The organism is Qipengyuania aquimaris (assembly GCF_020171965.1).
Classification (GTDB): domain Bacteria; phylum Pseudomonadota; class Alphaproteobacteria; order Sphingomonadales; family Sphingomonadaceae; genus Qipengyuania; species Qipengyuania aquimaris_A.
In genome coordinates this window covers 453,288-465,378 of the sequence record NZ_JAIUZK010000001.1, presented here as the reverse complement: position 1 = coordinate 465,378, position 12,091 = coordinate 453,288, and the positions used below count along the sequence as shown (strand labels likewise).

The 12,091-nt window shown below is 63.1% G+C and carries 16 protein-coding genes; 10 read left to right on the top strand and 6 right to left on the bottom strand.

Going from position 1 to position 12,091, the window contains the following annotated elements:
- The first annotated feature begins 24 nt into the window (after positions 1–24).
- The 6 genes from LCM24_RS02330 to LCM24_RS02305 all read left to right on the top strand — a co-directional run bounded on the left by LCM24_RS02330 (position 25) and on the right by LCM24_RS02305 (position 3,673).
- Positions 25–1,485, top strand: a complete 1,461-nt coding sequence (locus tag LCM24_RS02330) for a leucyl aminopeptidase (protein WP_224802582.1) — start codon at positions 25–27, stop codon at positions 1,483–1,485.
- A 24-nt stretch (positions 1,486–1,509) separates the two neighbouring features.
- Positions 1,510–1,656 (top strand): DUF2256 domain-containing protein, encoded by a 147-nt coding sequence (locus LCM24_RS02325; RefSeq protein ID WP_100259362.1) that lies wholly within the window; start codon positions 1,510–1,512, stop codon positions 1,654–1,656.
- Positions 1,653–2,090 (top strand): DNA polymerase III subunit chi, encoded by a 438-nt coding sequence (locus LCM24_RS02320; RefSeq protein WP_224802581.1) that lies wholly within the window; start codon positions 1,653–1,655, stop codon positions 2,088–2,090. The genes LCM24_RS02325 and LCM24_RS02320 overlap by 4 nt, the downstream gene beginning before the upstream one ends.
- A gap of 64 nt (positions 2,091–2,154) precedes the next feature.
- Positions 2,155–2,649: a hypothetical protein gene (locus LCM24_RS02315; protein WP_224802580.1), complete on the top strand. Its 495-nt coding sequence runs from the start codon at positions 2,155–2,157 to the stop codon at positions 2,647–2,649.
- Positions 2,650–2,734: 85 nt separating this feature from the next.
- Positions 2,735–3,157 carry a nucleoside-diphosphate kinase gene (gene ndk, locus LCM24_RS02310; RefSeq protein WP_221564370.1) on the top strand — a complete coding sequence of 141 codons (423 nt, stop codon included), beginning with the start codon at positions 2,735–2,737 and terminating at the stop codon, positions 3,155–3,157.
- 138 nt (positions 3,158–3,295) lie between these two features.
- Positions 3,296–3,673 (top strand): nuclear transport factor 2 family protein, encoded by a 378-nt coding sequence (locus LCM24_RS02305; protein WP_224802579.1) that lies wholly within the window; start codon positions 3,296–3,298, stop codon positions 3,671–3,673.
- Here LCM24_RS02305 and LCM24_RS02300 read toward each other — a convergent pair.
- The 3 genes from LCM24_RS02300 to purM are packed head-to-tail and all read right to left on the bottom strand — an operon-like array spanning position 3,670 to position 5,925.
- Positions 3,670–3,870: a hypothetical protein gene (locus LCM24_RS02300; protein ID WP_224802578.1), complete on the bottom strand. Its 201-nt coding sequence runs from the start codon at positions 3,868–3,870 to the stop codon at positions 3,670–3,672. The two genes, LCM24_RS02305 and LCM24_RS02300, sit on opposite strands and share 4 nt — an antisense overlap.
- Complete coding sequence (gene purN, locus LCM24_RS02295) at positions 3,870–4,835, bottom strand: phosphoribosylglycinamide formyltransferase (RefSeq protein ID WP_224802577.1); 966 nt, start codon at positions 4,833–4,835, stop codon at positions 3,870–3,872. Before purN ends, LCM24_RS02300 begins: the two co-directional genes overlap by 1 nt.
- Complete coding sequence (purM, locus tag LCM24_RS02290) at positions 4,828–5,925, bottom strand: phosphoribosylformylglycinamidine cyclo-ligase (RefSeq protein ID WP_224802576.1); 1,098 nt, start codon at positions 5,923–5,925, stop codon at positions 4,828–4,830. The genes purN and purM overlap by 8 nt, the downstream gene beginning before the upstream one ends.
- Before the next feature lie 132 nt (positions 5,926–6,057).
- Here purM and LCM24_RS02285 point away from each other — a divergent pair, with 132 nt between their 5' ends.
- The 4 genes from LCM24_RS02285 to LCM24_RS02270 are packed head-to-tail and all read left to right on the top strand — an operon-like array spanning position 6,058 to position 8,966.
- Positions 6,058–7,266, top strand: coding sequence for a heavy-metal-associated domain-containing protein (locus tag LCM24_RS02285; protein ID WP_224802575.1), 1,209 nt, complete (start codon positions 6,058–6,060; stop codon positions 7,264–7,266).
- Positions 7,267–7,281: 15 nt separating this feature from the next.
- Positions 7,282–7,899 (top strand): ATPase, encoded by a 618-nt coding sequence (locus tag LCM24_RS02280; RefSeq protein WP_224802574.1) that lies wholly within the window; start codon positions 7,282–7,284, stop codon positions 7,897–7,899.
- A gap of 27 nt (positions 7,900–7,926) precedes the next feature.
- The gene (gene epsC, locus LCM24_RS02275) at positions 7,927–8,616 is read left to right on the top strand and encodes a serine O-acetyltransferase EpsC (RefSeq protein WP_090481093.1); all 690 of its coding nucleotides are present in this window, start codon (positions 7,927–7,929) and stop codon (positions 8,614–8,616) included.
- Entirely contained in the window at positions 8,616–8,966 is a 351-nt protein-coding gene (locus LCM24_RS02270; protein WP_224802573.1) for a DUF2794 domain-containing protein, read from the top strand. The genes epsC and LCM24_RS02270 overlap by 1 nt, the downstream gene beginning before the upstream one ends.
- Positions 8,967–9,026: 60 nt before the next feature.
- Here LCM24_RS02270 and LCM24_RS02265 read toward each other — a convergent pair whose 3' ends face one another.
- The 3 genes from LCM24_RS02265 to LCM24_RS02255 all read right to left on the bottom strand — a co-directional run bounded on the left by LCM24_RS02265 (position 9,027) and on the right by LCM24_RS02255 (position 12,047).
- On the bottom strand, positions 9,027–10,169 hold the full coding sequence (locus LCM24_RS02265) for a hypothetical protein (RefSeq protein WP_224802572.1): 1,143 nt from the start codon (positions 10,167–10,169) through the stop codon (positions 9,027–9,029).
- A 144-nt stretch (positions 10,170–10,313) separates the two neighbouring features.
- A complete protein-coding gene (locus LCM24_RS02260; RefSeq protein ID WP_224802571.1) occupies positions 10,314–11,243 on the bottom strand; it encodes an SDR family NAD(P)-dependent oxidoreductase in 930 nt (309 codons plus the stop codon).
- A gap of 135 nt (positions 11,244–11,378) precedes the next feature.
- Positions 11,379–12,047, bottom strand: coding sequence for an HAD-IA family hydrolase (locus LCM24_RS02255; protein ID WP_224802570.1), 669 nt, complete (start codon positions 12,045–12,047; stop codon positions 11,379–11,381).
- Between the last annotated feature and the right edge of the window lie 44 nt (positions 12,048–12,091).

Genomic DNA, 12,091 nt, shown 5'->3' with positions numbered 1-12,091 from the left:
TCAGACAGTTTTCCGGGAGTTTCCATGCACATCCAATTCAGCAAGACCCAACCGCAGGCGGCGCGCCTCATTGCGCATGTCGCCGACAAGGGCAAGCTTCCTCAATCCTTCGATGCCGCCATGAAGGCAGGCGCAGAGGCAGCCCGCTTCAAGGGTAATGTCGGCCAAACCTTCGAAGGCTTCGTAGCGAATGGCGATGGCGCTGCCCGCATAGCCGTGGCGGGGGCGGGCGATGCATCCGACGATGCGCGCCTCGCGAACCTCGAAAAGGCGGGTGCTGCGCTGGCTGCGAAATACCAGTCCACCGGCAACGAGGAACTCGTCCTCGACGTGACCGAAAACCGCCTGTCCGCCGAAGAAGTGGGCCACGTCCTGCTCGGCATGCGCCTGCGCAACTGGCGTTACGACATCTACCGCACTAAGATGAAGGACGAGCAGAAGATCACGCTCAAGAAGGTCACCGTGGTCGGCGCCCCCGACGATGCCGACACGGCCTGGAACGAGCTGACGGCACTTGCCGAGGGCGTCGAATTCACGCGTGAACTGGTCACCGAGCCTGCCAACATCATCTATCCCGAGACCTTCGTCGAACGCTGTCAGAAGCGGTTCGAAGGCACGGGCGCGGAACTGATTGTCCTCGACGAAGCCGAGATGGAAAAGCTCGGCATGGGATCGCTGCTCGGTGTCGGCCAGGGTTCGTCTCGCGATTCGCGCATCCTCGCCATTCGCTGGAACGGCGGCGAGGAAGGCGAACGCCCCATCGCCTTCGTCGGCAAGGGCGTGACCTTCGACACCGGCGGTATCTCGATCAAGCCAGGTCCGGGCATGGAAGACATGAAATGGGACATGGGCGGCGCAGGCGCAGTTGCGGGCGGCATGCTGGCGCTGGTGAAGCGCAAGGCCCCGGCCAACGTCGTGGGCGTCATGGGCCTCGTCGAGAATATGCCCGACGGTAACGCCCAGCGCCCGGGCGATGTGGTCACTTCCATGAGTGGGCAGACCATCGAAATTCTCAACACCGATGCCGAAGGCCGCCTTGTCCTCGCCGACGCCCTTCACTGGACGCAGCAGGAATTCGAGCCGACCCGCGTCATCGACTTCGCAACGCTTACCGGCGCGATCATCATTGCCCTTGGCAACGAGCACGCCGGCATGTTCGCGAACGACGACCAGCTGGCGAAGGACATCGATGCCGCCGGTGAAGCCACGGGCGACACTGTCTGGCGCATGCCGTTGGGCAAGGCTTACGACAAGCTGATCGACAGCCCGATCGCCGACATGAAGAATATCGGCGGCAAGGGCGCGGGCTCCATCACGGCGGCCCAGTTCCTTCAGCGCTTTATCGCGGACGATGTCGCCTGGGCGCATATCGACATCGCGGGCAAGGCCTGGTCGGACAAGCCAGGACGCACCTGGGGCAAGGGCGCGACCGGTTACGGCGTTCGCCTGATCGACCGCATCGTCTCCGACACGGCCGAAGGATAAGCGGGAGCTTTCGCCATTCCCAAGATGCGCCGGAAAGGGGATTTGCCCAGCAAGGTCTGCGAGACCTGCGGGCTGCCCTTTTCCTGGCGCAAGAAATGGGAGCGCGATTGGGAAAACGTGCGCTATTGTTCCGAGAAGTGCAGGCGCAACAAGGGTAGCGGGACCGCATGACGCGCGTTGATTTCTACCAGCTGAGCCGCGACCCGGTCGATGTGACCGTGGTCAAGCTGGCGGGCAAGGCAATGCAGGCCGGGATGCGGCTGGCGGTAGTTGCTGCTGATGAAGGACTTCGCGAACGCCTCGGCGAGGCGTTGTGGGCAGCTGGCGGATTCCTTGCCAACGGCGCTGCCGACGGTCCCCATGCGGCGCGCCAGCCGATCACCATCTCCGATACTTGCAAGCCGGTAAACGAGGCGCAGATCCTCATCCTCGCCGATGGCACCTGGCGCGAGGAAGCGACCGCACTGGAGCGGGTCATGCTGCTGTTCGGAGAAGAGGCGACCGACGCCGCGCGCAATCTGTGGCGCGAACTGGCGCCGCGGGAAGACATCGACAACCGCATCTTCAAGCAGACCCCCGAAGGCGGCTGGCGCGAAGGGCGCTAGACCGGCTGGAACCCTTCGCCGTTTCGCCCGTCGGTTGGGCATGGGGCGCACATTTCCATTCATCATGGCATCTTGCCTGGCGCTGGCCGCGTGCGGCGATACGCAGGACCCTTCCGCAGCGGAGGTAGCGGCAGAGGATGCCAAGCCGATCGGCAGCTACACCGTCGATCCCGAAACGGGCGAAGTACGCGCGATGCATACCGATGGCGACGGCACCCGCACGACACTGGCGGCAGGCCGAACGGTCGACCCGGTGCTTCCGGCACCCTTCGTCCTGCCTCCCGGTGCGACAATCGAAAGCGTGACCCGCGTCGAACAGGGCGACGGGCGGCTGGTGACCATCGTCTTCACAAGCGAGCTCGACCGTAACGCGCTTGCGGAGTTCTACCGCGGACTCGCGGGCGAAGCGGGCTTTTCCGTCACCTCCGACATACCGGGCGAAAGCGCCCTGGTGCTTGCGGGTGGAGATGTGGATGACGGCACTACCTTCGCGGCCACCATCCGCGCGTCAGATGGCGGCAGCGAAGCGGAACTGACCGTAAGCGCGGGAATCGGCTAAAGCTTGCTCGCGGGCGCGCGCGGCGCTAGGGGCGCGCGCGAGAACATTCTCCCCCACAAAAGACATTTCGCAAGGAACACATATCATGGCGGTTACCCGCACCTTTTCGATCATCAAGCCCGATGCCACGCGTCGCAACCTGACCGGCGCCGTCACCAAGATGCTTGAAGAAGCCGGCCTTCGCGTCGTCGCTTCGAAGCGCATCCACATGACCCGCGAACAGGCCGAAGGCTTCTACGACGTCCACCGCGAACGCCCCTTCTTCGGCGAACTGGTCGAGTTCATGATCTCCGGCCCGGTTGTGGTGCAGGTGCTCGAAGGCGAAGACGCCGTGAAGCGCAACCGCGACGTGATGGGCGCAACCAATCCGGCCGATGCCGACGAAGGCACCATCCGCAAGACCTATGCGGAATCGATCGAAGCCAACTCGGTCCACGGTTCGGACAGCGACGAAAACGCTGCCAAGGAAATCGCATTTTTCTTCAACGACGACGAAATCGTCGGTTAAGCGAAATATCATTTGTTATGAAATTTCGGGAAAAAGCCTGATTTTGTAACAGATTAGGTGACGGGCGCGATCTCTGTTAGGATCGCGCCCGTTATGTTTTCGGCGATTCTCCCTTCCACGCGAGAACGCCGCCGCCACATGCGTGCGGTGACAGCGATCGGCGACGCCATCAACCGGCGCGACTGGAATGCTGCGAAAGGCCTGCTTTCACCGAACTTCTCCATGGCCGACCAGAGCGGCAACGAGGTCATCGGGCCGGATGAGTTCCTGATTTCTGTCCGGGAATTCTACGATATTCTCGGCGATCCGAAGCTCGTCTTCGATTCGATCGATCCGAACCGCGAGGAAGTGCTCGTTCGGGGGCATCTGGAAGATACCACGTCGAATGTTCGCTCGGCTACGATGTGGAGGTTTCTGTTCGACGGTCCACTGATCAGTCGCATCGAGGTAACGCGGGCCAATAACGAGATGACCGTGCCACGCTTTGCCGCAGCGCGCCGTGCAACGGCAGACTAGTCCTTACCGTTAGTCTTGCGGAACAGCCGCGCTGCCAGATGGCGTAATGCGTGTGCTGCCAGGAATACCCCTGCAACCACTATCACTGCCGTCAGCGGATCGACCTCTTCGTCAAAACCGGCATCGCCCCGGATTGCTACCCAGACGAGCCCTGCGACAGCGAGCGTGAAGAACAGATAAGGCGTCAGGCGCTGCATCAGAACTCGTCCGCTGCATCCATCAGTTTCGTGGCCGATTTCGGCGCCACGGCCCGCCAGCTTCGCTCGAGCCATTCGGCGACGTGTTCCCAATCGCAATCGGGTCGGTTCAGGATCAGCCCAACCCAGCCGCTCGCCCCGTAATAGGCCGGTTTGAAATAGGTGTCGGGCTGCGTTTCAACGAGGTTGAGCAATTCGTCCTGGCTGCCGGTCTTCACCAGCAGGGCGATATGTTCGGAACCGTGGTGCTGGTCGTTGAAATAGGCGAAATATTTGCCCGACTTCTCGCTGCCTGCGCGCCAGCCCGGTGAGCCGTGGCTTTCGCGCTCGTGGCTCTGGGGCAGGGCCAGCGCAAGGTCCCTCACCCGTTGCAGCAGGAAATCAGGGTCAGCCTCGCGCGCGACATAGCGTGCCAGGACCTGCGGATAGAGCTGGTGTTCGGCAAAGCGCACGCGTTCAGCAAGCGTGTCGGGCGTCTCGCCGTCACGGATCGCGACTGCCATCTGGCCCAGCACCTCGCCCGCATCGAGCTCTTCGGTCACGAGATGGACGGACACGCCGCCATGGCTGTCCCCGGCTTCGATCGCGCGGGCGTGGGTATCGAGACCGGTGTATTTCGGGAGCAGCGAAGGGTGGATATTCAGCATCCTGCCCCGCCACCGTCCGACGAACCCTTCGGTCAGGATGCGCATGTACCCAGCCAGCACGATATATTGTGCGCCCGCGTCCCGGGCGGCTTTTTCCATGGCCGCGTCATGATCTGCGCGTGCTATGCCCTTGTGTGACAGGGCGTAGGTCGGGACGCCTTCGGCCGCGGCGATGGCAAGCCCTTCCGCCTCCGGATCGTTCGCCGCGACGAGACACACCTCGTAAGGGCAATCGTCGATCAGGCTGGCGTAGAGCAGCGCGGCCATATTGCTGCCGCGCCCGGATATGAAGATCGCGACCTTCGCCTTCTCAGCCAAGGTGGAGCGCCTCCCAGTCTGCCTTGGCGGACCACGTCCCGGCAGAACCGCGAACCGTGCAGCCTTTCTCGCCTTCCACGATACTGCCGACGGCGAGCACGGTTTCGCCCGCATCTTCGAGGCGGGTGCGCACGATCTCCGCATTGGCCGGATCGACTGCGAGGACCATTCCTACGCCGCAATTGAAGGTGCGCGCCATTTCGCCCGGCTCGATATTGCCCTGCGCCTGCAGGAAGGCCATCAGCCCCGGCTGGTCCCAGCCGTCGGCTTCGACCTCTGCATGGGCCCCTTGCGGCAGCACGCGCGGAAGATTTTCGAGCAATCCGCCCCCGGTGATGTGGGCGAGCGCATCGACCAGACCGTCACGTACGACCGGCAGGAGGGATTTGACGTAAATCCGCGTCGGTTCGAGCAAGGTCTCGACCAGCAGCCGGTCCTGGTCGAACAGGGCGGGGCGGTCGAGTTTCCATCCCTTGTCTTCGGCTAGCCGCCGGACAAGCGAGAAACCGTTGGAGTGGACGCCCGAACTGGCGAGGCCCAGCAGGATGTGCCCCGGAGCCACCCGCTCTCCGGTCAGCTGTTCGCCGCGTTCGACCGCGCCGACGCAGAACCCTGCGAGGTCATAATCACCGCTCGCATACATGCCGGGCATCTCGGCGGTCTCGCCACCAATGAGGGCGCAACCTGCCTGCTTGCATCCGTCTGCGATGCCGGCGATGACGCGCTCGGCAACGCCGTTTTCCAGCTTGCCGGTGGCGAAATAGTCGAGGAAGAACAGTGGCTCCGCGCCCTGGACGATCAGATCGTTCACGCACATCGCGACAAGGTCGATCCCGACGGTGTCGTGCCGGTCGGTGTCGATCGCCAGCTTGAGCTTGGTCCCGACGCCGTCATTCCCCGCAACCAGCAGGGGATCCTTGTACCCCGCCGCCTTGGGATCGAAGAAACCGCCGAAGCCGCCGATCTCGCCGTCGGCACCCGGGCGCATGGTGGCTTTCACCAGGGGGCCGATCGCCTTGACGAGGGCATTGCCCGCATCGATCGAAACACCCGCCTGTTCGTAGGTGTAGGACTGGTTGTCGCTGCTCATATATTGCCCCTCGCGCATTCGCGCTTGGATTTCCAGAAGCGATTGGGCAAAAGGCCCGCTGTTTTCCCCATGCGGCATCATTTTTCCCTTCCCCGCTCGAAGCGCCTCGCGATCATCGCAGCCGGCTTAGCCATGACCGGCGGCGCCGGATGGCTCGCCTATGCGCAAGTGGGTGGGGAGCGCGGGATCGCGCCGATCGCCTCGTCCACCGACATCGAAGTGTCCGGCATCGAAGTCGACGTCAAAGCCGATTCCGGCCTCGAAGCGCGCGAAGAGGCATGGCGTGAGGCGCAGGTGAAAGCGTGGGAAAAGATCGACGGGCCCAGCCTGCCCGATTCGCAGATCGAGAGCATGGTCTCCGCCATCGTGATCGAGCGTGAGCGTTTGGGGCCAAAAAGATATGTCGCAACGCTTGGCGTGGTATTCGACCGGGCCCGTGCGGCCAGGTATCTCGGCGCCGAGGGTCGCTCACGGCGCAGCGCGCCGATGCTGTTGCTTCCCGTAACGATGTCGGGCGGCACCGCCCTGGTCTACGAACAACGCAATCCCTGGCAACGCGCCTGGGCGAGCTACCAGGCCGGGGCCAGCCAGATCAATTACGTCAGGCCCAGCGGAGCAGGCGGCGATTCGCTGCTGCTCACCTATGGGCAGACCGGCAGGCGCAGCCGCGTGTGGTGGCGCGATATCCTCGACGATTTCGGTGCGGCGGATGTCCTGATACCGGTTGCGGAACTGCACTACACCTTCCCCGGCGGGCCGGTGGAAGGGCGTTTCACCGCACGCCACGGACCCGACAGCCAGTTCCTCGGGTCATTCGCGCTGACGGCGGAAAATCCCGAGCAATTGCCTGCCATGCTGGGACAGGCAGTCCAGCGTTTCGACGCAATCTTCACCGAGGCTCTGGCTGACGGGACGCTCCGCCCGGATCCGACGCTCAATGTTCGCATGGGCGATCTCGATCCGGCGATCGCGCGCCTCGTCGAACTTGGCCGCAGGCTCAAGGCACAGGATGCCGCTGCAGCGGAACGAGCGGCAACGCCGACTGCCGAGAGCGATGGTACGATTACTGCCGCGCCGATCGATCGGCCTCCACCCGAAGGTTCGGTGGCACTCTACACGGTCCAGGTCGCCACGCCGGACGCGCCCTCGTTCGATGAAGCGATGGCCGGCATTCGCGGCGGGCAGGGTGTGCGCGCGATCGGTGTGCGCAGCACTGCCATCGGCGGCACCACCGTACTCACGGTGAGCTATGCCGGATCGATCAATCAGCTTGCGGACGCACTACGCCAGCGCGGCTTCAACGTTCGCCGGGGAGACAACGCGCTGCTTATCAGCCGTTGAGCACCGGATTCGGCCATGTCGCAATCCCAGATCGCCCTTCCTCTGACGCAAGCCGCATCGGGCGAGCCGGAGCGCATTGTCATCGGCTCGGGCAACCGCTCGGTTGCCGATGCGCTCGCCGCTTCGGATAGCTGGCCATTCCGCACCGCCATTCTTGCCGGTCCGCCGCGCTCGGGCAAATCGTTGATCGCGAAATGGTTCGCCTCGCACACCGGTGGCGGGGCCATCGACGATGCAGACACCCGCGAGGAAACCGAGATATTCCATGCCTGGAACCGGGCCCAGGAGGACGGCTACCCGCTGCTGATGACTGTGAGCGAAGGCGGTTGGGATATTTCCTTGCCCGATTTGCGCAGTCGGATGGGCGCCGCCCTGCAATTGGAGATCGGCCCGCCCGACGATGACATGGCGACCGATCTGATGCTCAGCCACGCGGCGCAGCGCGGCCTTGCGCTCGGCGAAGGGGCGCCTGCATACCTCGTTCCGCGCATGGAACGTTCCTATGCCGCAATCGAGCGGATCGTTGCCGAGATCGACCGGCTCAGCCTTGAACGAATGGCTCCAGCCACCATGTCGATATGGCGCGATGCGCTCGAGGCTGTCGAAGGCCCCGAACAGGGCCGCTTGCTTTAAATTGCCCTTGGTGGGAGAATTACCCCGATGCTGGAACGGCTGATAGCCTACCTCGACAGCGTGAAAGCACGCGATCCTGCACCGCGCAGCCGGTGGGAAGTGCTGCTGTATCCGGGCGTGTGGGCGATGGGTTACCACCGGATCGCGCACTGGCTGTTCGAAGCGCAGCTGTTTTTCCTGGCGCGCCTCGTCAACCACTGGAGCCGGATGGTTACCGGCATCGATATCCATCCGGGTGCCAAGATCGGCCGCAACTTCTTCATCGACCACGGTTTTTCCGTGATCGGCGAAACTGCGGAGATCGGCGATAATGTCACCATGTACCAGTGCGTGACGCTGGGCGGCACCAATCCGACCAACGGGAAGGGCGGCAAACGCCATCCCACGATTGCGGACAATGTAATTATCGGTTCGGGCGCGCAGGTGATCGGGCCGATCACCGTCGGCAACCGGGCGCGTATCGGCGCGAATGCCGTAGTGACCGACGATGTGCCCGAAGGCGCGACGATGGTCGGCCTCAAGGCCCGCAGTACGCTCGTCCCGGCAGAGGACTGGATCAAGGAATTCATTCCCTACGGTACGCCCTGCGACGATCCGTGCGAACCGAGCCGCGACTGTATCGAAAAGCTGGAGGCCGAGCTCAAGTCGCTGAAGGATGAAATCGCGGCGCTCAGGGCGGAGCGGGAACCGGATCAGCGTAGCGGGACCGACGATTGATGAATTTCGCCGGTGACAAGATCGTCGCCTTTCCTGGTCGCAAACCGTTGCAGGTCGGGTTTTGCCGCGAAGAACTGACCCGCATCCTCGATCTCTACGGACGGATGGTCGCGGCTGGCGAATGGCGCGATTATGCCATGGATTTCACGCGCGATGTCGCGGTTTTCGCGGCCTTTCGGCGCGCTGCCGAACGACCGCAGGCTCGGATCGAGAAACGTCCCTCGCTGCGCGGCAAGCAGGGCATGTGGACCCTATATGGCGAGCACGGACAAGTGCTTAAACGCGGGCACGAATTGCCCGGCGTCATGGCCCCGATCGAACGCCGCCTCCTCAAGGCAATCGACGATTGAGCATACGAAAAAGGCCCGCACCGAAGTGCAGACCTTTCCCCTTGTGAGCAGGTATGGACCTCAGGCCGTAGCCGGAAGCTTGGTCTTGAGGTCGGAAGGCAGCCCCTGGACCACCGCGCGGCGGATCGGCGTCCACAGAGCGCTGAGCGTAAGCAGGGCCGAACCGATGACCAAGGCGGTCAGCGCAAAGTTCAGCTCCACCGCTCCGAATTCGCGGAACAGGAAGGTCAGCGCGATCAACACATAGGCAAGAGCCGAGACAAGCAATGCACGGCGGTCGATGGCAAGGGCCACGATCCCGAAGACGATATAGACCGCCAGAACCAGCACGGCTGCCAGCGCCCCGATGTTGTCGCCTTCGGTCACGCCGATGAGAGCGAAAACCGGATGGGCGATCATCGGCGCGGCGAGCAGGTGGAGCCAGAAAGCGACATCGCTGCGGCGGGTCTCGCGCTTGGGATCGCTGATATCCCAGCGCATCGCAAAGCCGAAGACGACCAGGCCTGCGACGAACACGAGAGAAAGCAGCACGTTCTCGATATTGGCCGTATCAGGGCCGATAATCGCAACGATAAGCGCTATCGCCGTGCCCGCGATCGCAGCAGTGCCTGCCGCGATGGTGATCGGGACCATGAAGCGCTTCCAATGTATCCAGGCAAAGCCCGCGGTTATGAGCAAGGCGAGGCTGGCCCACAGGAACCCGATGGTTTCGCTGCGCTCCGTCCCGCTTTCCATATAGGCCATGATGCCGCCAAGCTGCGAAAGGAACACGCCTCCGACGAAGGCCAGCAGCAGAATGATGCTGGGCAGGGCCATGCGCCGTTTCAGCGTGAAGAATTCGGCGAGCAGCCAGGCTGTGACAGCAACGCCCAGTGCGACGAAGCTGAGCCCCATTCCGCGCGCAACGGCTAGGGCGCTGCGGTTGTTTTCCCACCAGTCGGGGTCGCTGCCGTGTACGGGCCACGAAGGGGAAGGCCAGATCGCGCTGGCAATAGCCTGGCCGATCGCGCCCATGGCAACCAGCATGATGATCACCCCGATGGTCACGAATATATCGTTGAACCCGGTGATGAGGCGGAAATGTTCCGCGTCGGCGGGCACCGCATCACGCGTCGAGGCGACGTGCGCGCGTAGAGCGTCGACGGCCTCCTGGCTGATGGCGCCCGAAGCCACTGCGGAATTCAGGTCTTCCTGACTGTACATGGTCTCTCCCCAATGAGTGACCATGAGTGATACGCTTGGTGTATTAATAGGTCAATACGGCGGTCTTAAATCACTCTCCAAAAAAGAAAAACCCCGCCGCATCCTTGGGTGCAGCGGGGTTTTCGCTAGTTCGTAAAGGGGGGATTAGCCGCGAGCGCTGCTCGGGCCGGTTCCGGTCACCTTCTGCATTGCGGTCAGGATCGCACCCGACTGCTCGCTGCCCGACTGCGGGGCCTTGAGGTTCGAGAATTCGCTGATCTTGTCCCAGTTGGCGGCAAAGCCTTCGACCGTACGCTCGCCATCGGGCAGCCAGACGGCGTCGTTCATGACGGTCCAAGCCGAGTGGAAGCCGCCGGCGCCTGCGCCGACGATGGCATTGGTCGGTGCATCTTCGCTGACGAGGAAGAGGGCAGCCGGAACCACATTCACCGGATCGAACAGCTTGAAGGCTTCTTCGGGGAAGAGGTCTTCGGTCATGCGCGTGCCCGCGACAGGCGAGAGCGTGTTGACCTTGATGTTGTACTTCGCGCCTTCGAGCTGGAGCGTCTTGGTCAGACCGGCGAGACCAAGCTTGGCAGCACCGTAGTTTGCCTGGCCGAAGTTCCCGAACAGACCGGTCGACGATGCGGTCATCAGGATACGGCCGTATGCCTGCTCGCGGAAGGTTTCCCAGCAAGCCTTGGTGACGAAGGCCGAACCGGTCAGGTGGACCTTGAGGACGAACTCGAAGTCGTCCGGGGTCATCTTGGCAAAGGTCTTGTCGCGCAGAACGCCGGCGTTGTTGATGAGGACATGCACGCCGCCCCACTTCTGCTTGGCGTCGGCGACCATCTTTTCCATCTGGTCGTATTCGGTAACCGAGCCGCCGTTCGACATGGCTTCGCCGCCCATCTTCTCGATTTCCTCGACGACCTGGAGGGCCATGTCGGAGTGGCCGGTACCGTCGCGTGCGCCGCCGAGATCGTTGACCACGACCTTCGCGCCGCGGCGCGCGAGTTCAAGCGCATATTCGCGGCCAAGCCCGCCGCCTGCGCCGGTTACGATGGCTACCTTGTCCTTGAAATCGATGCTCATGGGTGGGGGCTCCTGCTTTGTCGTTTACGTAAAGGTCAATTGTGCGCTGCGGCGTGGCATTTTTGCGTGCATCTTGCAACCGTATGCGCGGCGATCCGCCATGCCGTAGGGGCAGGATGAAGACGAAGCGAGCGCCTACAGTGTTTCGAGGGCGGAAATGAGGCGATCGAGCGATTCGATGACGGCATCCGCGCCCAGTTCGTGTGGCGGCTTGTCGCAATAGCCGTAGGCTGCGGCGATTACCGGAGCGTCCGCCGCCCGTGCAGCACGGACATCGTAGGAGCTGTCGCCAACGAAGGCCATCGGGCCGCCGCCGCATCGTTTGCGTGCCTCGATCACCGCATCGGGCTCGGGCTTTGCGCGGCCCTTGCCCATGGTATCGCCGCCGATGATCGTCTCGAACCGGTCGGCAAGGCCCAGGGTCGTGAGGATATCGCGCGCAAAGCCTTCGAACTTGTTGGTGACCACGGCCATCTTCACACCGCGCTCGGCGAGTGCGTCGAGCGTCTCGACAGCATGGGGGTAGGGCCGCGAATGCACTGCGTTGTTTTCCGCGTAATAGCCCAGCATCTGCTTGTAGAGCCGCCGGAACTCATCCTCGGGCAGGCCTCCCTGCTGGTCGACCGCGCGGGCCAGCATGATCTTGGCCCCGCCACCGATGAGGTCGCTCGCATGGTCCGCCGGGACAGGGTCGAATCCGCCCAGTTCCAGGGCATGGTTCACCGCAGCGCCGAGATCGCGGTGGGTTTCGAGGAGCGTGCCGTCGAGGTCGAAGCCGACCGATTGAAAGGGAAATGTCGTCATGGCGTCAGGCGTTGAAGGATGGTTCTTCAATCCGCAAGCATTTG